The 21,320-nt window shown below is 56.3% G+C and carries 21 protein-coding genes; 13 read left to right on the top strand and 8 right to left on the bottom strand.

Going from position 1 to position 21,320, the window contains the following annotated elements; translation table 11 throughout:
- Positions 1 to 253: 253 nt before the first annotated feature.
- The 3 genes from ACHUE7_RS15905 to ribA form a co-directional block, all read right to left on the bottom strand.
- Complete coding sequence (locus ACHUE7_RS15905) at positions 254 to 1,156, bottom strand: alpha/beta hydrolase (protein ID WP_394170866.1); 903 nt, start codon at positions 1,154 to 1,156, stop codon at positions 254 to 256.
- A 71-nt stretch (positions 1,157 to 1,227) separates the two neighbouring features.
- Positions 1,228 to 1,392, bottom strand: a complete 165-nt coding sequence (locus ACHUE7_RS15900) for a DUF2256 domain-containing protein (RefSeq protein WP_394170865.1) — start codon at positions 1,390 to 1,392, stop codon at positions 1,228 to 1,230.
- Positions 1,393 to 1,620: 228 nt separating this feature from the next.
- Positions 1,621 to 2,247 (bottom strand): GTP cyclohydrolase II, encoded by a 627-nt coding sequence (gene ribA / locus ACHUE7_RS15895; protein WP_394170864.1) that lies wholly within the window; start codon positions 2,245 to 2,247, stop codon positions 1,621 to 1,623.
- A gap of 331 nt (positions 2,248 to 2,578) precedes the next feature.
- On the opposite strand from ribA, the gene ACHUE7_RS15890 reads away from it, so the two are divergent.
- From ACHUE7_RS15890 to ACHUE7_RS15865, 6 genes are all read left to right on the top strand, one after another.
- Entirely contained in the window at positions 2,579 to 3,565 is a 987-nt protein-coding gene (locus ACHUE7_RS15890; RefSeq protein ID WP_394170863.1) for an NAD(P)/FAD-dependent oxidoreductase, read from the top strand.
- A gap of 52 nt (positions 3,566 to 3,617) precedes the next feature.
- The gene (locus tag ACHUE7_RS15885; RefSeq protein ID WP_394170862.1) at positions 3,618 to 4,274 is read left to right on the top strand and encodes a DsbA family oxidoreductase; all 657 of its coding nucleotides are present in this window, start codon (positions 3,618 to 3,620) and stop codon (positions 4,272 to 4,274) included.
- A gap of 59 nt (positions 4,275 to 4,333) precedes the next feature.
- Entirely contained in the window at positions 4,334 to 4,675 is a 342-nt protein-coding gene (locus ACHUE7_RS15880; RefSeq protein ID WP_348474958.1) for a translation initiation factor Sui1, read from the top strand.
- A gap of 26 nt (positions 4,676 to 4,701) precedes the next feature.
- Positions 4,702 to 4,998, top strand: coding sequence for a DUF1244 domain-containing protein (locus ACHUE7_RS15875; RefSeq protein ID WP_394170861.1), 297 nt, complete (start codon positions 4,702 to 4,704; stop codon positions 4,996 to 4,998).
- Positions 4,991 to 5,692, top strand: coding sequence for an SEC-C metal-binding domain-containing protein (locus ACHUE7_RS15870; RefSeq protein WP_394170860.1), 702 nt, complete (start codon positions 4,991 to 4,993; stop codon positions 5,690 to 5,692). Before ACHUE7_RS15875 ends, ACHUE7_RS15870 begins: the two co-directional genes overlap by 8 nt.
- Positions 5,693 to 5,999: 307 nt before the next feature.
- The gene (locus tag ACHUE7_RS15865; RefSeq protein ID WP_394170859.1) at positions 6,000 to 7,346 is read left to right on the top strand and encodes an MATE family efflux transporter; all 1,347 of its coding nucleotides are present in this window, start codon (positions 6,000 to 6,002) and stop codon (positions 7,344 to 7,346) included.
- A 33-nt stretch (positions 7,347 to 7,379) separates the two neighbouring features.
- On the opposite strand, the gene ACHUE7_RS15860 is transcribed toward ACHUE7_RS15865, so the two are convergent.
- Positions 7,380 to 8,006, bottom strand: a complete 627-nt coding sequence (locus ACHUE7_RS15860) for a hypothetical protein (RefSeq protein WP_394170858.1) — start codon at positions 8,004 to 8,006, stop codon at positions 7,380 to 7,382.
- Positions 8,007 to 8,093: 87 nt separating this feature from the next.
- Entirely contained in the window at positions 8,094 to 8,987 is an 894-nt protein-coding gene (locus tag ACHUE7_RS15855) for a LysR family transcriptional regulator (protein WP_394170857.1), read from the bottom strand.
- Positions 8,988 to 9,184: 197 nt separating this feature from the next.
- On the opposite strand from ACHUE7_RS15855, the gene ACHUE7_RS15850 reads away from it, so the two are divergent.
- From ACHUE7_RS15850 to ACHUE7_RS15830, 5 genes are all read left to right on the top strand, one after another.
- Positions 9,185 to 10,180 (top strand): aldo/keto reductase, encoded by a 996-nt coding sequence (locus ACHUE7_RS15850; protein WP_394170856.1) that lies wholly within the window; start codon positions 9,185 to 9,187, stop codon positions 10,178 to 10,180.
- The gene (locus ACHUE7_RS15845; protein ID WP_394170855.1) at positions 10,177 to 11,121 is read left to right on the top strand and encodes an aldo/keto reductase; all 945 of its coding nucleotides are present in this window, start codon (positions 10,177 to 10,179) and stop codon (positions 11,119 to 11,121) included. Before ACHUE7_RS15850 ends, ACHUE7_RS15845 begins: the two co-directional genes overlap by 4 nt.
- Before the next feature lie 206 nt (positions 11,122 to 11,327).
- Positions 11,328 to 12,323, top strand: coding sequence for a potassium channel beta subunit family protein (locus ACHUE7_RS15840; protein ID WP_394170854.1), 996 nt, complete (start codon positions 11,328 to 11,330; stop codon positions 12,321 to 12,323).
- A 299-nt stretch (positions 12,324 to 12,622) separates the two neighbouring features.
- The gene (locus tag ACHUE7_RS15835; RefSeq protein ID WP_394170853.1) at positions 12,623 to 13,765 is read left to right on the top strand and encodes a sugar efflux transporter; all 1,143 of its coding nucleotides are present in this window, start codon (positions 12,623 to 12,625) and stop codon (positions 13,763 to 13,765) included.
- Entirely contained in the window at positions 13,762 to 14,388 is a 627-nt protein-coding gene (locus ACHUE7_RS15830) for a LysE family translocator (protein WP_394170852.1), read from the top strand. Before ACHUE7_RS15835 ends, ACHUE7_RS15830 begins: the two co-directional genes overlap by 4 nt.
- 10 nt (positions 14,389 to 14,398) lie before the next feature.
- Here ACHUE7_RS15830 and ACHUE7_RS15825 read toward each other — a convergent pair whose 3' ends face one another.
- The 3 genes from ACHUE7_RS15825 to ACHUE7_RS15815 all read right to left on the bottom strand — a co-directional run bounded on the left by ACHUE7_RS15825 (position 14,399) and on the right by ACHUE7_RS15815 (position 19,824).
- Positions 14,399 to 17,023, bottom strand: a complete 2,625-nt coding sequence (locus ACHUE7_RS15825) for a putative bifunctional diguanylate cyclase/phosphodiesterase (protein WP_394170851.1) — start codon at positions 17,021 to 17,023, stop codon at positions 14,399 to 14,401.
- Positions 17,024 to 17,075: 52 nt separating this feature from the next.
- On the bottom strand, positions 17,076 to 19,094 hold the full coding sequence (gene rep, locus ACHUE7_RS15820; RefSeq protein WP_394170850.1) for a DNA helicase Rep: 2,019 nt from the start codon (positions 19,092 to 19,094) through the stop codon (positions 17,076 to 17,078).
- Between the two features lie 151 nt (positions 19,095 to 19,245).
- Positions 19,246 to 19,824, bottom strand: coding sequence for a BLUF domain-containing protein (locus ACHUE7_RS15815; RefSeq protein WP_394170849.1), 579 nt, complete (start codon positions 19,822 to 19,824; stop codon positions 19,246 to 19,248).
- Between the two features lie 228 nt (positions 19,825 to 20,052).
- On the opposite strand from ACHUE7_RS15815, the gene ACHUE7_RS15810 reads away from it, so the two are divergent.
- Together ACHUE7_RS15810 and aroE are read left to right on the top strand one after the other, a co-directional pair.
- Complete coding sequence (locus ACHUE7_RS15810) at positions 20,053 to 20,223, top strand: hypothetical protein (protein WP_394170848.1); 171 nt, start codon at positions 20,053 to 20,055, stop codon at positions 20,221 to 20,223.
- 191 nt (positions 20,224 to 20,414) lie between these two features.
- Complete coding sequence (gene aroE, locus ACHUE7_RS15805; protein WP_394170847.1) at positions 20,415 to 21,224, top strand: shikimate dehydrogenase; 810 nt, start codon at positions 20,415 to 20,417, stop codon at positions 21,222 to 21,224.
- The last annotated feature ends 96 nt before the right edge of the window (positions 21,225 to 21,320 follow it).

Genomic DNA, 21,320 nt, shown 5'->3' with positions numbered 1-21,320 from the left:
ATGCCGGTGGTTCCTCTGTGGGGAAGTCCGCAGCAGGGACTAAAACGCCGGGAGCGTTTTAGCATGAGCGGAGCGAGCCCGAAGGGTGACTCCCATGGATGGGAGTCATATCCTGCGGTCTAGGCTCCATGGAAGGATTTACGCCGACCCCACAGAGGAACCACCGGTAGCCGTCGCGGACGAAAGGCACACTAGAAAACTGAACTCTGAAACTTGAGTTGGCAATATCCACAACTAGTTAACCTCCCCATCATCAGCGAGTCGTCACACACCCAGCCAGATGCTCCCACACCTCCAGCGCATTGGTTTCATTCACCAGTTCATGGCGCCCGCCTTCGAACAAGCGGGTGCTGGCCAAATTAACTCCAGCGGCCTTGATCGCTTCTATATGTTTGCCAATACCCTTGCCGAATTCACCGACGGGGTCATCGGTACCAGACATGACATGGACCGGCAGGTCGTTGGGCCACTGGCGCGGATCGATGGTGAGCAAACCGCCGATAAAATCGCTCCACAGCTGAACCGTGCAGTCGAAGCCGCAGTAGGCATCTTCCAGATAGGCATCAACCTGGTCGGTATCCCGGCTCAGCCAGTCATGGGTCGTGCGGTTGGGTTTGAAGGCTTTATTGAAGGCACCGAACGTCATTTTGGTGACGAGCGGGCTCAGATGACGGGGGCCTTTTGCGGCTTTGATCGCGTCAACCAGCAGTTTGGAGACCATTAATTGCGGCCGGTTGATGCGGTTGGTGGCACAGAGGATAAGCCCCTGCAGCTTATCACCAAAGCGCTGAACATAAGCCTGGGCAATGAAAGACCCCATGCTGTGGCCAAAGAGGGTCAGAGGGGCATCGGGTTCCAGTGAACGGGCGTAGTCGACGACCTGGTCGAGGTCGGTAATTACCTTGTTCCAGCCATCCTGATCGGCATAGTGGCCGAGATCGGCTTCGGGGCAGTCGTCGCCGTGGCCACGATGCTCAATCGCCACGACTGCGATATCCCGGTTATTCAGCCAGTCGGCCAGGGGCGCGTAACGGCTGGCGTGTTCTGCCATACCATGAGCGATGACCAGCGTTGCTCTGGGTGCCCGCGGACGCCAGACCCTGACTGGAATGGTGTGACCATCGCTTGCCGTTAACCATTCTTCGAGATATTGCATAACCTGTACCCTGAACCGTTATTAATCCGGTCAGAGTGTCATGCTGTCTTCAGGACGTCCAGTATTCGTGCCTAACCAGCCGTATTGGCGTTCTTTTTCCGGGATCTTCGGCAACGTTCGCTGCAATATTTGACGGAATCCCAACAATCGGCCCACTTTTTACGCCAGCTGAATGGGCGCTTGCAGAGGGCGCAGTATTTTTCGGGCAGATTGTGTTTGGCGGGGGTCCGTGGCACGGGTAATTACCGGGGTAAGGATGATAACCAACGTCTACGGTAGCGGCATGAATAAGGTTCAGTGGTCACAAAACCCGTACAGGCTGGGTTTTTATGCACAAAGGTAACACACAGAGATATCCCCAGGTTTAGGGCCATTTCAGCCTTAATTTACCGGGTAAACTGATATTTGCTCCCCAGCCAATACCCAGCTCATGCAATGGTTATACCCGGTTTATGCACAGGGTATTACCGCTCGCTCGATGCCGGTTTGCGGGCCTGGTCGAGCAAAATGGTGTGGGCTTGCTGGTCGACCTTGGCTTTCAGGTAGGCCGCATTGTGCTGGTTGACGTAGACACCGGTATCCTGACGGTCGACGACTTCAATGCCGAAGTCCTGCAACTGGCTGGCCTTATGCGGGTTATTCGACAGCAGGCGAATGCGTTTAATGCCCAGCGCCAGCAGCATTTCAGCCGCGGGTTTGAAATCACGCATGTCGTGGGCGAAGCCGAGCATTTCGTTGGCGGTGTAGGTATCGATGCCCTTGTCCTGAAGGGCATAGGCATCCAGCTTATTGTAAAGGCCGATGCCGCGGCCTTCCTGTCTCAAGTACAGTAAAACACCGCCCTGATCGGCCAGCAGGCGCTGGGCCTCGTGCAGCTGTTCGCCACAGTCGCAACGCTGCGATCCAAACACATCACCGGTCAGGCATTCGCTGTGCAAGCGCACCAGTGGGGTATCATCCTGTTCGGGCGTGCCATAAAGAATGGCCAGATGTTCCTTGTTGTCACTGAGGTCATTAAAACTGACAAAACGGGTGGGCACCGAGGCTTCACCCAGGGGAATAGTGACAGTGGCGCGTTGTTCGATGCTCATGGCGGTCTCTGATACTCGGTAGCGGTCTGTGGTCATGACCCGGCGGTACTTGGCTAAGTTGGCGTAAAGGTTGGGTCAAAGGGTCCAATTAAAAGGTGATCCGGCAACGCTGTTGCCATGTAGGTTACAGTGTAACGCATTTGGTCAAGTGTCTGCGCCCGGGTGCAGCAAGATTGGTATTCGACCATTTTCTTTTGTTAACCCGTTTGCGGATAGCCCGGGTGAACCCCATAGTAAGTAACCAGAGTTCAAACCGGAAAACCCTGAAGGTTCGACGGTAAGAGTCAAAGCGCATTTTCATTTCAACAGCGATTAAGTCAGGAGTCTCATCATGGCAGTGTTTGCAGTCGTGGGTGCCGGGTTGTCGGGCATGACGTTGGCGCGTGAACTCGAACAGGCCGGTCACCGGTGTCAGGTTTTCGAGAAAAGCCGTGGCCGTGGTGGCCGCCTGGCGACACGCCGCCGCGACGGCTGGCAGGCGGACCATGGCGCGCAATACTTTACGGTGCGGGATCCGGCCTTCCAGCAGGAGGTTGATCACTGGCTGGCTGAGGGCTGGGTCGCGCCCTGGCCCGTATCGCCCGTGGTGCTGAACGGCGACGGCGTTCAGTCGTCTCCGGATGAGCAGACGCGATACGTCGGTACGCCAACGATGAACGCCATGGTGCAAGGCCTGAGCGAAGGGCTTGATCTGTTTGTTCAAACCCGGGTCGACCGGCTGGAACGCGTCGGTAAACAGTGGCGTCTGTGGGATGACCAGGGCGAGCAGTATGGTCAGTTCGACGCCGTCTTGCTGACTGCGCCTTTGGCCCAGTCGCTGGCGTTACTGCCGCCGGGCTCAAACCTGGAAGTGCCGTTGCGCGGTACAACCGCCATGTTGCCCTGCTGGGCGCTGGCCATCACCTTCAGTGAGCCCACCGGCATTGAGGCGGATGCAGCCTTTGTAAAAACCGGCGTTGTGAACTGGCTGGCCCGTGACAGCAGCAAGCCCGGGCGTGCTGCAGAGCCTGAAACCTGGGTTGCGCACTTTACCGCCCAGTGGTCGGCCAATCATCTGGATGCCTCGGACAGCTTGCTGGAACAGCAGTGTCTGGCGGCATTGCGTCGTCTGGGCCAACCGGAACTGCCAGCGGTGTCGGATCGCTTCAAGCATCGCTGGTTGTATGCCCGCTCCGGTACCGAAACGCGTCTGGATGCTGCCTTTGACACCAACCTGGCCATTGGTCTGGCCGGAGACTGGACCCAGGGAGACCGCCTCGAAGGCGCCTGGCGCAGCGGCCACCGCCTGGCAAAAACCCTGATCGAACAGTGGGCCTGATCCAGAACGGCCACAGAGTTGCGGCTATGAACCGCGAAGTGAAGAGGTAACCATGAAAAATCTGAGTATTGATGTTGTGTCTGATGTGGCCTGTCCCTGGTGCGTCATCGGCTATAAAAATCTGGAGCAGGCGCTGGCGTCACTGGACGGTGAGATCGAAGCCGACCTCGCCTGGCATGCCTTTGAACTGCGGCCTGATGCACCGGCCGAAGGCGAAAACTGGCGTGAGCACATCATGGCGAAATACGGCATGAGTTTTGAGCAGAGCGAAGAGAACCGCAAGCGCATTACAGAGGCAGGGAGCCAGGTTGGTTTTACCTTCAATTTCACCGACGACATGCGCACCCAGAACACCTTCAACTGCCACCGTCTGCTGCACTGGGCAAAAGACACTGAACAGCAAACGGCACTGAAACTGGCGCTGTTTGAAGCCTATTTCACCGATCGGACCAATGTGAACGACACCGAGGTGTTGTTGCAGGCCGTCGAAAAAGCCGGACTCGATCGGGACAGTGCAGCAGCGGTGCTCGCCTCAGACCACTATGAGCAGGCGGTTCGGGCCGAAGAAGGGCATTATCAGCAGATGGGCGTAAGCTCGGTACCGACCTTTATTGTGAACGGCAAATACGCCATCACCGGTGGTCAGCCGGCTGAGGTGTTTGTTCAGGCACTGCGCCAGATTGCCAGCGAGAACGCCAGTACGGCCTGAGATTCATTGGGCGGCTGTGGTAAACTGCGCGCCCCATTAAACGGTTTTAAGAGGCGACCATGGCTCTGGTATACAGCACTGAATCGGGCCGCACCTGTCCGGATTGCCAGCAACCCCGCTCGCAATGCCAGTGCACGTCTCAGGAGACGATTCCCGAGGGTGATGGCATTGTTCGCATCAGCCGAGAGACCAAAGGCCGCAAAGGCAAAGGCGTAACGCTGATTCGCGGCATTCCGCTGGCAGAGAAAGACCTGAAAGCCTTGGCTAAAAAACTGAAAGCCAAGTGCGGAACGGGCGGCACCGTCAAAGACGGCGTGATCGAGATACAGGGTGACCAGCGTGATCTGCTGGTGACCGAGTTAAGCCAGCAAGGCTATACGGTAAAAAAAGCCGGCGGTTAATCGCCGGCTGTTCAGGAGTACTCCCCATGCAAGACCCAACCAAGACTGAACTTGAAGCAGCGGCGTTCCGCCGATTAGTACAGCATTTGCAGGAACGCACCGATGTGCAGAACATCGATCTGATGAATCTGGCGGGTTTTTGTCGCAATTGCCTGTCGCGCTGGTACCAGGAAGCAGCCAGCGAACAAGGCGTCGACATCACTAAAGACAGCGCCCGTGAGGTGGTTTACGGCATGCCCTACGATCAGTGGAAAGCCAAATACCAGACCGAAGCCAGCGACGCTCAACAGGCCGCTTTCTCACAACAGGCGAAGCATGACTGAGTCACTGAACGTTAAAAGCCTGAGTTATCAGGATGCCCGTCAGTGGGTAACTGACAACCTGCCAACTGAAAATGCCGAGGGCCCGGTACCACCGAGTCTCGACGGCTTGAATGGGTTTTTCTTTGCCATCAGTCAGGCGCCGGTACCGGTATCAGCCAGTGACTGGCTGGGAGATGTATTGCCCCTGTTTGGCCATATTGAACCCGCTTCGAATGCCCTTAACGCCGTGCTGTCGTTGCAGCGCCATATTGAACAGGCCTGTGAAAAACAGGAATACCCGATACCTGATACGGCCGGTATGGATGCGGTTAATCAGATCAAACCCGGCCATCGTATGAACGACTGGAGCCTGGGCTTTGAGGCTGGCTTCATCCATGCCCGGCCGCTTTGGCTGACGCTGGTGCCGGCAGAATTGCGTTCGGAACTCGACAGCCTGTATTTTGCCCTCAGCTTTTTTGCCTCACCCGACAAAGCACGGGAATTCATTGCGCGGCGCTCGTCACCGCTGCGGCCTGAGCAACTGGCCGACCAGATATTGGGCCAGTTTCCCAAGGCAGCCGATCTGTTTTCGCGCCTGTCGATCTCGGTTGGGGCCGTTGCCCAGTCGGCGGCCGAACCCAGGCAGTCGGTTGGCCGTAACGACCCCTGCCCCTGTGGCAGTGGCAAGAAATACAAGCATTGCTGTCTGCAATGAACCTCCGCTAGTGTCATGAGTCAGAAATTCTCAGGACAATTGGCGTAGGTAGCACATTATCCTCCGGTGCAGATCGGACCACCGGGTACCTCTACTGCGGGCACGCTGTAAATACTTCCCTGTAAGCTCGCAGCCCGCATCCATGCGGTCTGACGACCCCCAGCAGAGGCACCCGGTGGTCCTTAGGTAACTTGTGGTTTAATTAGCAAGAATTTCTGACTCATGACACTAGCTCCTGGATTAACCTAAAACGCCGGCGTCGTTGATAGGAAAATTGCTGGTAACCCTGGCGTTAAAGGAAATTAAGATGCTGGCGCTGTCCTATCGTCGCATTGTGAGTCTGGCGTTACCCATCAGCCTGCAAGCCTTGCTGACCTCATCATTGAGCGTAGTCGATATCTACATGGTCAGTTCCCTTGGTTCAGCCGCCGTCGCTGCTGTGGGGCTGATCAGCAAGGTTTACTTCGTTGCGCTATTGATCGCCATAGGGTTGAGCGGTGGTGTTTCGATGCTGGTGGCGCAGTATTGGGGCGCTTCGGATCGCATTGCTGTGTTGGGGTATTTGTGGACCGGTCTTGCCTGGTGTGGGCTGGCGATGTTGCCGCTGACGGTGATGGCGCTGTTCTTTACTCAGCCAATGGCCGGCTTGTTATCGCCGGATGATGCGGTGGCTGGCATGGCCGCCAATTACTGGTTCTGGACCTTTCCCTTTGCCGCCCTCTCAGGGTTCAGTTTTCTGCTGGCCAGTGTGCAACGCGCCACCGGCGATACACTGTGGCCGATGGCGGCCAGCGGCCTGGCGCTGCTGACCAATACATTGCTGAACTATCTGGTGTTGTTTGGGCCTTTCCCGGTACTCAATATTGGCTTGGCCGGTGTTGCCTTTGCATCGGTTGCGTCGCGGGTGCTGGAGCTGGCCTTGCTGCTCTTTCTGTTGCGCCGCCATTTGCAGGTGGTTTGGGTGTGGTCGGCGGATCGGTTCTGGGAAGTCTGGCGCTATGGCCGGGTGCTGATGCTGAACGAGGGCCTCTGGAGTGCCGGTATTTTTGCCTTCTTTCTGGTCTACGCCTACATGGGGGCTGCGCCTTTGGCGGCGATGAGTCTGATGTCGCCACTGGAGAACGTGATCGTCGATCTGTTCATCGGCTTTGGTATAGCGGCGTCGATTCTGATTGGCCAGCACCTGGGCCGGTACGAATACGATGAAGCCCGGGCGCTGTGCTATTTTTTTCTGAATAAAATCACCCTGGCGTCCGCCTTGCTCGCGGTTGCCTTGGCATCGATGACACCTCTGGTGGTTGGAGCCTTCGCCTTTGTGGAAGCACCGGTTCGGGATTTGCTGGCCGGTGTCTGGCTGGTGTACTGCATCGGCTTGCCGGTGCGCACTCACAATATGCTGGCGGTCATCGGTATTCTGCGGGCGGGTGGTGATAATCGGTTCGTACTGCTGACAGAAGCCATTTCACTCTGGTTATTGGCGGTACCGGCTTCGGCGCTGGTCGCACTTTTGCTGGGCTGGCCGCTGTGGGCCGTGGTCGGGGTAACGGTGTTGGAAGAGCTGGGTAAGGTGGCGTTGTTCAGGTGGCGAACGGGCCGGGGCTACTGGCTGAGAAATCTGACGTCGAAGCCTGGCTCCGGCGTCTTGTCTGACTGAACAACTGCAGCCCAGGTGACTGGGGGCTGCTGGTCAGAAGCGGTAACTGAGAACCGTACGAATTGAGATGGTTTGCACGTCGACGTTGCCGTTGAAGAACTCTTCGTAGTTGTCGCCGAAATGCCAGTCGGCCTGAATATCCAGACCCAGCTCATCCCAGTTGTAGCCACCGCCACCGCCAACATAGAAGCCACTGATTTGGGTGTCTTCGAAACCATCCTGCTCAACGGATTCGCTGTAATAGCCCAGACTGCCATAGTATTTGGTGCCATAGCGGGCCACACCGCGGCCCAGTTTAGCGCCGATATCCCAGCCGATCAGGTAGACATCGGAATCACTGGTGACGATTTGCTTGTAGTGATAGCTGCCCTGCAAGGCAAAGGCGCCAATACCGGCTTCGATATCGAGCGAAGGGCCGACAAAGGCATCGTATTCGCTCTCATCCGGGTAGACCCAGACCGAGGAGCGCACGCCGGCGCCTATGGCAAAGCCGCCCAGATCGGCCAGCGCTTCATCGCCATGGCAATGGTATTCGCCGGTAACGGCGTCGTTGTGGCAGTCGAACCGATCGAGTGCACCGGGGTCGGCCCAGGCCGTTGGATGAATAACCAGGGCAGCCAGAGTGGCCATTGGCAAGCTGAGACGAAGCGGCAGGTGCATGGGTTAACTCCTCATTTTTATCCTGATCAGTGTATCACAGCCTTGCCATGCGGCCAGTGGCGGCGTTGTCAGATGAGAACCGGGTCATTATATCGCACCCAGATCAAAGCTATGAAAACGACGAATCAGGTGGTCCCGAACTACAGCGACGCGTTTTGGTAATTCACTGCGTTGAGCCCAAACCAGCCAAAGCAAGGTGTTTTCAATCTCCCAGTCGGGCAGAACCTGCACCAATCGACCCTGCTGCAAGGGTTCCCGCAGCACCAGGTTCGATAACCGGGCAATGCCCAGCCCCTGCTCGGCGGCCAGTAACTGGGCCTGGCTGCTGGGCGCATGCCAGCTGCCCTGAGGGTAATGTACGTGGTGGTCATTGCCCCGCCGGAATTGCCAGGATTTGGGCGTGCCGGTGATGCAATTGAAGTCGCCCAGTTCGTTCGGGTGACGCGGAAACCCGTGCTGGTTCAGGTAGCGGGGGCTGGCACAAAGCATCAGGCGCAGTCGGCCAACCCGTTCGGCGGCCACCCCGCTGCCCGGGTTATCACCCCCGCGCAGTACCAGATCCACCGGGTCCTGGTTCGGGTCGACCCGGGCGCTGCTGAAGTCGATCTGAAACTGCAATTGCGGGTGCTGGGCAGCCACTTCGGTCAGCATACGCGCCAGGTAGTGCTCACCCAAAATCCCGCCCACCGAGTTGATGCGAACCGGACCCGATAGCCGGTCGGCCATCATTTTCAGACTGTACTCGGCCGCATCGATCTGGTTCAGGCTCGACTGGGTGCGCAGGCGAAAATGCTCACCCTCTGGCGTGAGTGACACACTGCGAGTCGTACGATGCAGCAAGGTTATCCCCAGCCGGGCTTCCAGCTCGGCCACTCTCTGACTGATGCGCCCTCGAGATATCGACAGTTTCTCCGCCGCCCGGGTAAAACTCCCGGCTTCACAAACTGCAAGAAAGGCCTCAATCTCCGCAAAACGGTCCATTGGTTAGTCTCATTAACGAATAAGGTTAATTTTTGCAGGATTATAACTGGAATGATAGCAACTATAATGGTCTCAATATTTCGTAGTGCATAGTTAGCGCTGGCACGTATTTCAGCCACCAGAGGCAACCTAAATTCCGTTTTTGGCATACGAACCACCTAAGCAAGCCATTTCCAAGAAACGACCAGGAGCAAACTATGAGCCAGATTGTGCAACATAGACCACTCGGTAAAACCGGCTATTCCGTCTCTGAAATCGGCCTGGGCTGTTGGCAGTTGGGTGGCGACTGGGGTGCCCTGCAGGCGGGTCAGGCGGAGTCGGTTTTGCAAGCCGCCAGCGGCAACGGCGTCACCTTTTGGGATACCGCGGATGTATATGGCGGAGGCGAAAGTGAACGCATTATTGGCGAGTTCAATAGTGCTCATCCTGAAACTGACCGCATCATCGTTACCAAGGCGGGCCGCACCCCCGAATTGTATCCGGATGGCTACAGCCGGGACCGGCTGAAAGCGGCCATTGAGGCATCGCGTGATCGGCTGCAGGTCGAGCAGCTTGATATGGTGCAGTTGCATTGCATTCCGATCAGCGAGATCAAACGCGGTGAGGTTTTTGAATGGCTGGCCGAGTTTAAACAGGCTGGTCTGATACGCCAGTTTGGCGCCAGTGTTGAAACCTGTGACGATGCTCGCTACTGCCTCGAAAATACGGACGTCGCCTCGCTGCAGTTAATCGTGAATCTTCTACGTCAGGATATGGCCGAATCCATTTTACCGCTGGCGCATCAGAAAGAGGTTGGCGTGATCGTTCGGCTTGGTCTGGCGAGTGGGTTGCTCTCCGGGAAAATGACGGCTGATCATGAATTTGCCAAAGAGGATCACCGCAATTTCAATCAGAATGGCGATGCCTTTTTTGTGGGTGAAACCTTTGCTGGTCTGCCCTATAAAACCGGCGTCGAACTGGCTCATGAACTGAAAAGCCTGGTACCGGATGGCATGACACTGGCGCAGATGTCATTGCGCTGGTTGTTGGATCAGCAAGGCGTCAGCAGTGTCATAACCGGCGCCAGCCGGCCCGAGCAGATTGCCGACAATGCGGCGGTTTCTGCGTTACCGTCGCTCGACAACGAATTGCACACCCACCTGTCGCACTTTTATCACGACCGGGTGCGTCAGCACATTCGGGGAGAAATATGATGCATTATCGTCGACTGGGTAAAACCGAACTGAAGGTATCCGATATTGGGTTTGGCGCCTGGCAACTGGGCAATAACGATCAGTGGGGCGGTATGGATGACACCACCGCCCATCAGTTGGTGGCCGAAGCACTCGACCGAGGCTGTAACCTGTTCGACACCGCACCGAATTATGCGAAAACCAACAGTGAGCGGTTGTTGGGCGAAACGCTGCGCGGTGTGCGGCAAGAGGTGGTACTGGTCAGTAAATTTGGTCACAAGCCGGAAGGCGGCACCGATTACAGTGCCGAGGCGTTTCAGGAAAGTCTGCATGGTTCACTGGAGCGTTTGAAAACGGATTATCTGGACGTGGTCCTTGTTCACAGCCCGCCGCTTGAAGTCTTGAACGGGCAGCACCCGATTTGGCAGGCGATGAAAAAAGCGCAAACCGAAGGCAAGGTGCGCTTTTATGGCGCGAGCACCGATTACGCCTTTGAAGTGCGCGAAACACTCGAAACCACCGATGCCCAGGTGCTGGAGCTTCTGTTCAACGTGCTGCACCAGGATGTAAGACTGGCCTTTGACCAGGTGCGCGCCAACGACGTCGGTGTCATTACCAAGGTACCGCTCGACAGCGGCTGGCTCGGTGGCAAGTATAAGGCCCAAACCGTTTTCGATGGCGTACGCAAACGCTGGAGCCAGGCAGACGTGGAACAACGCGCTGCTCTGGTTGAACAACTGGCCTGGCTACCCACCGCTGATCGCAACCTGGCGCAACAATCCCTGGCCTACTTGCTCAGCTACGATGAAGTGTCCAGCGTGATCCCGGGTATTCGTTCCCAGACGCAACTGGACGCCAACTTCGGCGCCACCGGTCAACGGTTGTCGGCCGCCGATCGCGCCAGGCTGGAAACCTTCTGGGATGGTTTCACTGACAAAGGCACCCATTTGCTGCCCTGGTAGGTCGTGGCTCTTTTAACACGGAGGCAAAAGCGCAATCGCAACTGGGCACGTTGCTGACGGGTCGCTGCAAGTACATCCGTGTAAGCTCGACGGTCCCCATCCATGGGGACCGACGCCCCGTCAGCAACGCACCCGGTCACGATCGCTTGATGCAGCTTTACCTCTAACTTTTACTTTACACGACCTCGAGTCGTATAGGAGTCATCATGGAATATCGTCGTCTTGGCCGTTCCGGCCTTAAAGTCTCTGCCCTGTCGTTAGGGTCCTGGGTTACCTTTGGCAAGCAGGTTGATTTGAACGATGCCAAAACCTTACTGAAAACCGCTTACGACAGCGGCGTGAATTTTTTCGATAACGCCGAAGGCTATGAAGCCGGCGAATCGGAAAAAATTATGGGTGATGCCATTGATGCATTGGGCTTGCCGCGCGATACCTTTGTCGTGTCATCCAAAGTGTTCTGGGGTGGTGAAAAACCGACTCAGCTGGGTCTGTCGGCCAAGCACGTGCGCGATGCCTGTGATGCAGCGCTGCGTCGCCTGAAAGTCGACTATCTCGATTTGTTTTTTTGCCACCGCCCCGATGTCGATACCCCCATTGAAGAAACGGTGCGTGCCATGCATCAGTTGGTGATGCAGGGTAAAATTGTGTATTGGGGCACGTCGGAGTGGAATGCGCAGCAGCTCACCGAAGCCCACGCTATTGCTCGTCAGGAACACCTGACGCCACCGACGATGGAACAGCCGCAGTACAACATGTTCAACCGCGACAAGGTGGAAGGCGAGTACCGGCCGATTTACGAACAGTATGGATTGGGTACTACCATCTGGTCGCCCTTGGCATCGGGCATTCTGACTGGTAAATACCTCGATGGCATTCCCGATGACAGCCGCATGAACCTGCCCGGTTACGAATGGTTAAAAGACACCTTGCTCAGTGATGAAGGCAAGGCGCGGCTGGAAAAAGTGCGTCAGCTGAAGCCAATCGCCGATGAGCTGGGTGTGAGCCTGACGCATCTGTCGCTGGCCTGGTGTTTGAAGAACCCGAACGTCAGCACGGTTATTCTGGGTGCATCCCGCTTGAGCCAGTTGGAAGATAACCTGAAAGCGATGGATATTACTGACAAGCTGGACGATGCAGTGATGGAACGGATTGATGCGGTGCTGGATAACAAGCCAGCGGGGCCTGAGCGATTCGGGCAGTAATAGTCGCTTGGTTTGTGATGTGAAAAACGGGTCTGGTTAAGTGCCAGGCCCGTTTTTTGTCGTATACGAATTTAAGTATTGGTTGTCGTAGTAAGTGTAACCAGCTTAACAAGTGACGGGTGCCGGGTGTCCCTATTTAGGGGAGTCCGCAACAGGGACGTTGCGGTCTAGCGCCCATGGATGGGTTCACAGCGACCCTAAATAGGGGCACCCGGTGCCTGTCACGAATTCAGGCAACTACCAAAAGAAACCACCAAACATTGAGAAGAAAATTGAATAGAGCGTTTTGGTTACAACCTATGGTGTTGCGGCTGCTGGCCCTGAGTATGTTGTTGGGCACGGCCGGTGCGTCTGTGTTTCCGGTTTTGAGTACGCATCTGGCGATTAATCTGGGTATTGAGCCGCTGTGGATCGGGGTGTTTTTTGTGGCCAATACGCTGGCCGGTATTGGTGTCAGCCAGTGGCTGGCCAAACGCTCTGATGCCGGGATGAGCCGGATGAAGATTCTCTACGTCTCTGTCATTGTGTCGATGTTCGGCTCAGTGGGCTTGGGTGTGGTTGAGTGGTATCCGCTGTTGCTGGTTGTCGGGATGGTCTGGTTTGGGTTGTCGTCAACGGCTCAGCCGCAACTGTTTGCACTGGCGCGAGAGCAGGTCAACGATCAGCAGGCCGCGCTGTTTCAATCGGTATTGCGTGCGACCATTTCCATGAGCTGGATTGCCGGACCGCCACTGGCCTACTTCCTGTTTGACTGGCTTGGTTTCCGGTCTCTGATGATGATCACCGCCGCGATCTTTCTGCTGACGCTGCTGATGTTGCCTGGCATGAAAGACACCCGCTTGTCTGGCTCGACCAGCAAGGTGTCGGTGACCGACCCGCGCGTGCTGGGGCTGATGCTGGTGACCATTGCCATCTTTGCCGCCAACTCCATGTACATTGTCTATATGCCCCTCTATGTGCGGGACGTACTGGAGTTGATGACCATTGCCCCTGGCTTGCTGATGGGCATGGCTGCCGGGCTGGAAATCCCGATCATGATATACGGCGGTGCCCAGGCCTGGCGCTGGCATCTGTTTGCACCGCTTAAAGTCGCCGCCGTGAGTGGTATGGTCTTTTATACGGGCGTCTGGTGGTTCGACAGCTTTAACATGTTGCTCGCCATGCAGGTGTTCAACGCGGGCCTGGTTGGTCTGGCGGCCGGTATTGGCATCAGTATCTTTCAGACGCTGATGAAAGACCGTCTCGGTATGGCATCCACGCTGTATACTACCTCGATCAAAATTGGCAGCCTCGCCGGGGCCGGGCTGGGGGGCGTGATCGCTCAGTGGGGCGGTTACGATGGCGTCTTTATTGGCTGCGGCCTGCTGGCAACCATCGCCACCGGGCTCGTTTTCTGGATCAGTTCAAAACCTGGGTTGTCTGAGGAGTCACCCGCATCATGATCAATACCGCTTTGCTGGCTGCTTTTATTCCCACCTTCGCGCTGGTGTCACTGACGCCGGGTATGTGCATGACGCTGGCGATGAGCCTCGGCATCACCATCGGCATCAAACGCACCCTGTGGATGATGATCGGAGAACTGATTGGCGTTGGTCTGGTCAGTGTGTTGGCCGTGATCGGTGTGGCCGCCATTATGCTCAGCGCGCCTATGGTGTTTACCGTGTTTAAGTGGACCGGTGGTCTCTATTTAATGTGGCTTGGTCTGCAAATGTGGCAGTCGCGCGGCAAGCTGGCAATACCGGAAACCGGCGATTCCGCGCATGCCGGTGCCAGCAGGGTGCAACTGGCGATTCAGGGGTTTGTTACCGCGGTTGCTAATCCCAAAGGCTGGGCCTTTACCATGGTGTTGTTGCCACCGTTCCTGGACGACAGCAAACCACTGGCCCCACAATTGGCGGCGCTGGTTGCCATTATGCTGCTGATCGAATGGGTGGCGCTGATGATGTATGCCAGCGGCGGAAAATCCCTGAGTGTGGTGTTATCGCGCGGTCAGAACGTACGGCTGATCAATCGGATTGCCGGTACATTAATGCTGGTGGTTGGGGTTTGGCTGGCATTGGGCTGAATTCACCACGCTAATCGTCCAGCAACGTCAAAAACGCCTCAAAGGGCATGGGTCTGGCGAGCAGAAAACCCTGTACCTCCTCAATGCCCAGCTGTTGCACCACCGTTAATTGTTCTTCGGTTTCCACGCCTTCTGCGTTGACGACCAATTGCAACGTCTTGCCAATTTGCGCCGCAGCTTGAACCACGGCGCGTGCCGTGGTGTTGCTGTGCATGGTTTTAATAAAGCTCTGGTCGATTTTGATCTTGTCGATCGGGAACTGGGTGAGGTAACTCAGCGATGAAAAGCCCGTGCCGAAATCATCCAGTGAAATATGCACACCAAAATGCCGCAACGACTGCAGCGAGGAGATGACACCTTCCGTGCGTTCGAACATAACGCGTTCGGTTAATTCCAGCGCCAATTGTGGGCCAACGCGTTTAATACGCGGCAGCAACGGCTGAATAATGTCGGTGAAGGTATGGTTGTTGAAGTGGTGGGCTGAGAGGTTAAAGCTCAGCACCAGATCAGAGTGGTTTTGCCTGAGCTTATCGCAATAATCGAGAATCTGTTCCAGCACCCACACATCAATATCGGCAATCAGACCGGATCGTTCTGCCAGCGGAATAAACTGCGCCGGGCTGATGAAGCCCGCGTCGGTTGGCCAGCGAATCAGCGCCTCCGCACCAATGATACGACGGCTCTGTGCATCAAAAACCGGCTGAAAATGCAGCAACAACTTGTTGGCTCGCAACGCCAGCGCTAACTCGTGTTCCATGGATTTTTCCGATTGCAGATCCACCCGCATCCGGTGTTCATAGAGACGGTAGCCAGCACGCCCGGTGCGCTTGCACCGGTACAGGGCAAGGTCTGCTGCACTCATGACATCTTCAATGACGGCATGTGACCGGTCGACATCCAGTTGATGACACAGCACCACCCCCATACTGGCGGTGACTTTGAGCGTTGACTCCTGATAGCGGAATTCCCGACTGACGCGATCACCAATTTGCACACACAGAATATCCAGTTCGGTTTCTGAAAGAGCCCCGTCGACGAGCACGGCGAACTCATCCCCGCCCAGCCGAAAGGTTTTACACGGCGCATTCAACGGTTGCCGCAACCGTTGAGCGAGCTCGACCAGCAGAGCATCACCCACCAGGTGACCGAGAGTATCGTTGATGTCTTTGAAATGATCGAGGTCGAGAAAGAGTACCGTGAATTCATGATGCGGGTGTAATTGCCAGTGGTCGTACGACTGCTGTAACTGCTGTTGAAACTGGCTGCGGTTGGGTAACTGGGTCAGGGTGTCGTGTTCGGCCAGGTAACGAATTTCATTTTCGGCATCGACCTGCTCGGTAATGTCGATGATCGAGCCCTGAATCACTTCCCGGCCGGTGTGGCGTTCGGTGACATACTGGGCGTTCATCAGGACCCAGATGGGTGTGCCGTCGCGGCGCACCATGCGCGCACGCTGATTTACCACGGTCCGGTCACGCTGCAGCATCGACAGCAAACGCAGCCGCTGACGGGGGCTGTCATACAGCTTCTGGGTGATGTCATCGTAATAGGCGAGGCACTCTTCGCGCGAGGCGCACCCCAGCGTGCGAGCGAATAAATGATTCACCCGAATGAAAGTGCCACTAATGGTCGATTGGTACAGGCCCGCCTGGGCGGTATTGAACAGGTCTTCGTAGTCGCTTTCGGCATTTCGGCGTGCCTCTTCCGAGCGTTTTAAGTCGGAAATGTCGGCAATGGTACCGATGATATGCACCAACTCGCCCTGTTCATTGACCACCCGGCGCGCGTTTTGCCGTACCCAGATTTGATCGCCATTCTTGCGTTTCATCTGGCATTCGAACCCCGACACTTCGCTGTTTTGGGCCAGAGCTTTGAGAAAGCGTGTTCTGTCTTCAGGGTGCACGTAGATGTCGTGTGCTGCACGCTGAACCTCGTCTTTCATGTCGGCAGGCGAGTCGTAAAGAAATAACCGGGCCAGGGAATAGTTGGCGTAGATTACGGCGCCCTGGGCATCTGTCTGGTAAATGCCGTCTACCGAGTATTCCAGAATTCGGCGGTAGTTTTCGTGCTCTTCCATCGGGTGACACACCATCACCACAAACTGCTGGTTCGGGTCGCTGGTGATCTCCCAGCGCAGGCACATGCCCTGTAGCTCCCGTTCCAGATTGACGGCGACATCCTGCTGCAGCCAGTCTGTAAAATGCCGGTGCCAGCGTTCCGGCAGCAGGGTTTCCCAGTCGCGAAGGCCAAGCGAGGCGAGAAAGCTCTGGGCGGCGGTGTTGGCATACACCAGCGTCTGATTTGCATCGAACACCAGCGCATTGAACTGCAGCAGCGACAGGCTGCTTTGCAGCACATCGAGGTGTTTCCAGACATGCATTAACTGATGCTCACCCAGTGGCGTCAGGCTGGCCATGGTACCGGGGATACAGATCTGGAAGTTATTGCGATCCGGGTCAACGGCCCGGTATAAAGCCAGCCAGGGTTCAAAATTGACCCAGTAGTCAGACAGCGGCTGACCTTGTGCGGGTGGTGGCGTCAGCAAACCCTGGGCATCACCAATGGCGATCAGGCGATACTCACTGTCCAGCAGCAGTTTGGCGGAGGTAATGGGTGGGTTGCTCGACGTCGGCACGATATTGTTATCTGTTTTGGCCTGTTGAATACCAGAGCCTACCCGATTTTAATCAATTGTTCAGCATGGCACGGAGGTTGGCGAAGGTCTCTTTACTGTTCACTTTATCGGCGGTGTTGCCGGCATCGCGCCCTTCCCAACTGACGTCATCGGCGGGCAGCTCATCCAGAAAGCGGCTGGGCGTGCAGTCGATGATCTCGCCAAACTGCTTGCGCCGGGCGGCAAAGGTGAGTGCCAGGGTGCGCTGGGCGCGGGTAATGCCGACGTACATCAGGCGACGTTCTTCTTCGATATCGCCGTTTTCAATGCTGTTGCGGTGCGGCAGCAGCTCTTCTTCCAGACCCATGATGAACACATGTGGAAATTCGAGGCCCTTGGAGGCGTGCAATGTCATCAGTTGCACCGCATCGGTTTCGTCTTCCTGCTCCTGGCGGTCGAGGATGTCGCGCAGTACCAGCTTGCCGATCGCATCCTGAATTTGAAGATCAGACTCTTCGTCTTCATCGCCGCGTTCGAGCATCGATTTCAGGCTGTCGATCAGAATGTAAACGTTGGCCAGCCGTTTTTCGGCCTGCAGGTCGGAGACACTGTCCTGGCGCAGCCAGGCTTCGTAATTGATGTCGGTCACCACTTCACGAATCACCATCACCGGGTCTGCCTCGGTGTGCAGTTTGTGAATGATGCGACCGAGCCAGTCGGAAAACCGATGCAACCGCTCGGCGGCCTTGGCTGGCAGCAGTTGCTGCAAGCCCAGTTCCTGGCAGGCGGCACTCAAGCTGACTTTGCGATGACTGGCGTATTCGGTGAGTTTTTCCAGCGTTGCCGGGCCTATTTCGCGACGCGGCGTGTTGATGATACGCAGGAAGGCGGCATCGTCGTCCGGGTTCACCAGCAGGCGCAGGTAACTCATGATGTCCTTGATCTCGGCCTTGGCAAAAAAGGAGGTGCCGCCGTTGATCTTGTAGGGAATGCGGTTCTGCTGCAGTTTGATTTCCAGAATGCGCGCCTGGTGATTGCCGCGATAGAGCACGGCAAAATCGCGGTACTCGCCGCGCCGGATTAAATGCTGGTGCAAGATTTCGTTGGCGATGCGCTCGGCTTCAGCTTCATCGTTCGGCGTGCGAATGATGCGAATCGGATCGCCAAAGCCCATTTCGCTCCACAGCGTTTTCTTGAACACGTGCGGGTTGTTGTCGATAACGGTGTTGGCCGCCTTCAGAATCAGGCCGGTGGAGCGGTAATTCTGTTCGAGTTTGACGATTTTCAAATGCGGATAGTCGGTCTGCAACTGCACCAGGTTTTCCGGGCGGGCACCGCGCCAGCTGTAGATCGACTGGTCGTCATCACCCACAACCGTAAACCTGGGCTGATCCCCCACCAGCAGTTTCACCAGCAGGTACTGGGAGGAATTGGTGTCCTGGTATTCATCGACCAGCAGGTAGCGAATCTTGCGCTGCCATTTGGCCAGTACCTCGGGGTTTCTCATGAACAGCAGCGCGGGCAGCCGGATAAGATCGTCAAAATCGACGGCGTTGTAGGCGCTGAGCATTCGGTTGTATTGTTCATAAATCTCGACGGCCAGGGCGTCGCGGGCTTCATCCATCTTGCCGCGCAAGTCGGCCGGTTCGGTCAGGTCGTTTTTCCAGCGGCTGATCAGGTTGCGAAAGTGGTCAATTTCATCGACGGCGTTGGGCACTTCACGCAACAGAATGTCTTTGATCAGCGCTTTGGAGTCGTGATCATCGAACAGAGTGAAGCCGCTTTTGAGATTAATGTGGCTGGCTTCCTTGCGCAGGATGTTCAGCCCCAGGTTGTGGAAGGTTGACACGATTAGCCCGCGCGCGGCCTTGCCTTTAATCAGCTTGCCCACCCGCTCCTTCATCTCCCGCGCGGCCTTGTTGGTAAAGGTCACGGCCGCAATGGTGTGCGCCTTGTAGCCACATTCATTGACCAGATAGGCGATTTTCCGGGTAATAACCGAGGTTTTGCCACTGCCCGCCCCGGCTAGCACCAGCATCGGACCGCTGATGTACTTAACAGACTCTTCTTGTCTGGGGTTGAGCTGTGCCATGGGGCCGGGTGTCCTGTCGGGGGGCGAAGACGAGCCGGCGCAGTGTACCAGCACGCCGGTGGCGACCCAAGCAGGGAACAGTGGTCAGCCCGGGCACCTGCTCTGAAAAGGCGTTATACGTGCAGGGGCCCGGTGATCCTGAACTGACCGTTTACATCAGTTGGGTAACCAGCACCCCACCGACAATCAGAATCAGCGCAATAATGCCCATGGTAACCAGGCCGGATCGCTCGTTTTCGGCTCGGGTCGGGCCTTTCCGTAACGCTCTTTTCGGATCGTTGCCATCGATGATCTCATCGGGCTGGTTCATTCTCTCCAGTGCGTCAATCATTGCGTCGAAGTGCTGGGTGTCAAACTGATAAGGGTTGAACGTCTTGAACCCGAATTTGGCCAGCAATGAATTGATTGAGTCGTTAATGGCCGTGTATTTCATCGACCAGTCGTCAAACCGACGAACCTGTACTGGCTTTTCCGACACGATTTTTACATCGGTATGGCGGTCATCACGATGCAATCGCTCGAGCAGTTTGTGCACGGCGGCTTTGTCGCCCTCAAGACATTGGAAAAAATGCCCGTCGCCGTAGAACAGAACGCCACCCACATCCACTTTCGCGTTGTTGATACGGGACGACTGCAGTATCCGCGCGACGTTCGGTTCAATGCCCTTGATGGCGGGCGTGGGCTTGAAGGTAGCTCGGCTGATGTACATCAGCCGGATCAGATTGCTCATAATGTCACTCTTGAATTCAGCGGTTAATGGGTGCAAAAGCAGACACCGGAGTGTCAATGTCACCGTCAGGGGTAACCCGTCTGCATTTCGGATCTTGTTTACGGTCATGACCAGGTTTTGTATCACTATTGAACCTGACCGGGCATACATTCAGGTACGTGTGGTATTGACCACCCCAGTCGGACAGGTCAGGCTTTGGCAGTCTATTACCCCATCACTGGCCGCCTGATGAAACCAACTGAATCCGACACCCACCCAAGCGCTGATAACACGGCCAAAAAACGACCAGCCGATGCCAGGCGCATCGTCCTCATTGCCGGGCTGTGGCTGGTATCGGTCGGGTTCTGGTTGTGGGCGGGTGTTCAACTCGGTCAGTTGATTGGGGAACTCTGGTTATAGCCATAGACAATCCGCCCCGCGCTGACTATGGTTTTTGCTGTGACCCTGTTTTCTAGCGACAGTTCAGGAGCTGCCACAATGGGGGGTTGAACCAGGGCGTGGAGCGCTTGTTTTTTCCCTGAATTATCGGTTCAATCTGCGCGGCCAGCGTTTGCCAGATTTTGAACTTCACCCATTACTAAGGATCATCTATGGACCGTTATGCGGTATTGGGCCATCCGATCAAGCACAGCCTGTCTCCGGTTATTCACACCGCCTTTGCCCGGCAAACCGGAGAAGCGCTGGAATACGAAGCCATTGAATTGCCGGTCACGAGTTTTGAAACCCGGGTCTGGCAAATGTTTCGCGATGGCTATCGCGGTTTCAACATTACCGCGCCGTTCAAGCAAGATGCCCATGATTTCGCCGATGATCTGACCGAACGGGCCAAGCGAGCAAGGGCCGTAAACACCCTGTTCAAACAGGCCGATGGTCGCATTCTGGGCGATACCACCGATGGCGAAGGCCTGGTCTTCGATCTCGAAACCTTACTGAACTGGCGCATTGCCGATCGCAACGTCCTGATTCTGGGGGCCGGCGGTGCGGTGCGGGGTGTGCTGGAAACGCTGTTGTCGCGTAACCCGGCCAACCTGGTGCTGGCCAACCGTACCCTGGCCAAGGCCGAAGAGCTGACGGACGATTTTCCGGAAATATCCCCCAGCGCGTTCGATGAACTCAGCGGCCGCTTCGATCTGGTGATCAACGGCACCTCGGCAGGCTTGTCCGGTAATTTACCGCCCCTGCCGGACGGCCTGTTTACGCCCGATACCCACTGCTACGACATGATTTACAGCAAGGATGAGACGGCCTTCAACCGCTGGGCGCGTGAGCAGGGCGCGGGCCAGTGCTCCGATGGCCTCGGCATGCTGGTGGGCCAGGCTGCCGTCAGTTTTGAATTGTGGCGCGGGGTCCGCCCGGACACGGTGCCGGTATTGGAGCAACTGCGGGCAGAGCTGGCCTGACATTGCCGGGCCTGCAGCGGGCAACCGGAACTGAAAAACACTCTGCACACTCTACTTGGGTTGCGCTTCTGGTCCGGTCGGTTGAACCGCCTCGAT

This window comes from Saccharospirillum alexandrii (genome assembly GCF_043641555.1).
Classification (GTDB): Bacteria; Pseudomonadota; Gammaproteobacteria; order Pseudomonadales; family Natronospirillaceae; genus Saccharospirillum; species Saccharospirillum alexandrii_A.
The sequence above is the reverse complement of the archived record's forward strand: the minus strand, read 5'-3'. Positions and strand labels throughout refer to the sequence as shown.

Bases quoted from the DNA above. Each gene is read 5' to 3' on its own strand.
- ACHUE7_RS15905 (WP_394170866.1), bottom strand. From the start codon at position 1,156: ATGCAATATCTCGAAGAATGGTTAACGGCAAGCGATGGTCACACCATT.
- ribA (WP_394170864.1), bottom strand. From the start codon at position 2,247: ATGAGCATCGAACAACGCGCCACTGTCACTATTCCCCTGGGTGAAGCC.
- ACHUE7_RS15890 (WP_394170863.1), top strand. From the start codon at position 2,579: ATGGCAGTGTTTGCAGTCGTGGGTGCCGGGTTGTCGGGCATGACGTTG.
- ACHUE7_RS15885 (WP_394170862.1), top strand. From the start codon at position 3,618: ATGAAAAATCTGAGTATTGATGTTGTGTCTGATGTGGCCTGTCCCTGG.
- ACHUE7_RS15880 (WP_348474958.1), top strand. From the start codon at position 4,334: ATGGCTCTGGTATACAGCACTGAATCGGGCCGCACCTGTCCGGATTGC.
- ACHUE7_RS15875 (WP_394170861.1), top strand. From the start codon at position 4,702: ATGCAAGACCCAACCAAGACTGAACTTGAAGCAGCGGCGTTCCGCCGA.
- ACHUE7_RS15870 (WP_394170860.1), top strand. From the start codon at position 4,991: ATGACTGAGTCACTGAACGTTAAAAGCCTGAGTTATCAGGATGCCCGT.
- ACHUE7_RS15865 (WP_394170859.1), top strand. From the start codon at position 6,000: ATGCTGGCGCTGTCCTATCGTCGCATTGTGAGTCTGGCGTTACCCATC.
- ACHUE7_RS15860 (WP_394170858.1), bottom strand. From the start codon at position 8,006: ATGCACCTGCCGCTTCGTCTCAGCTTGCCAATGGCCACTCTGGCTGCC.
- ACHUE7_RS15855 (WP_394170857.1), bottom strand. From the start codon at position 8,987: ATGGACCGTTTTGCGGAGATTGAGGCCTTTCTTGCAGTTTGTGAAGCC.
- ACHUE7_RS15850 (WP_394170856.1), top strand. From the start codon at position 9,185: ATGAGCCAGATTGTGCAACATAGACCACTCGGTAAAACCGGCTATTCC.
- ACHUE7_RS15845 (WP_394170855.1), top strand. From the start codon at position 10,177: ATGATGCATTATCGTCGACTGGGTAAAACCGAACTGAAGGTATCCGAT.
- ACHUE7_RS15840 (WP_394170854.1), top strand. From the start codon at position 11,328: ATGGAATATCGTCGTCTTGGCCGTTCCGGCCTTAAAGTCTCTGCCCTG.
- ACHUE7_RS15835 (WP_394170853.1), top strand. From the start codon at position 12,623: ATGGTGTTGCGGCTGCTGGCCCTGAGTATGTTGTTGGGCACGGCCGGT.
- ACHUE7_RS15830 (WP_394170852.1), top strand. From the start codon at position 13,762: ATGATCAATACCGCTTTGCTGGCTGCTTTTATTCCCACCTTCGCGCTG.
- rep (WP_394170850.1), bottom strand. From the start codon at position 19,094: ATGGCACAGCTCAACCCCAGACAAGAAGAGTCTGTTAAGTACATCAGC.
- ACHUE7_RS15815 (WP_394170849.1), bottom strand. From the start codon at position 19,824: ATGAGCAATCTGATCCGGCTGATGTACATCAGCCGAGCTACCTTCAAG.
- ACHUE7_RS15810 (WP_394170848.1), top strand. From the start codon at position 20,053: ATGAAACCAACTGAATCCGACACCCACCCAAGCGCTGATAACACGGCC.
- aroE (WP_394170847.1), top strand. From the start codon at position 20,415: ATGGACCGTTATGCGGTATTGGGCCATCCGATCAAGCACAGCCTGTCT.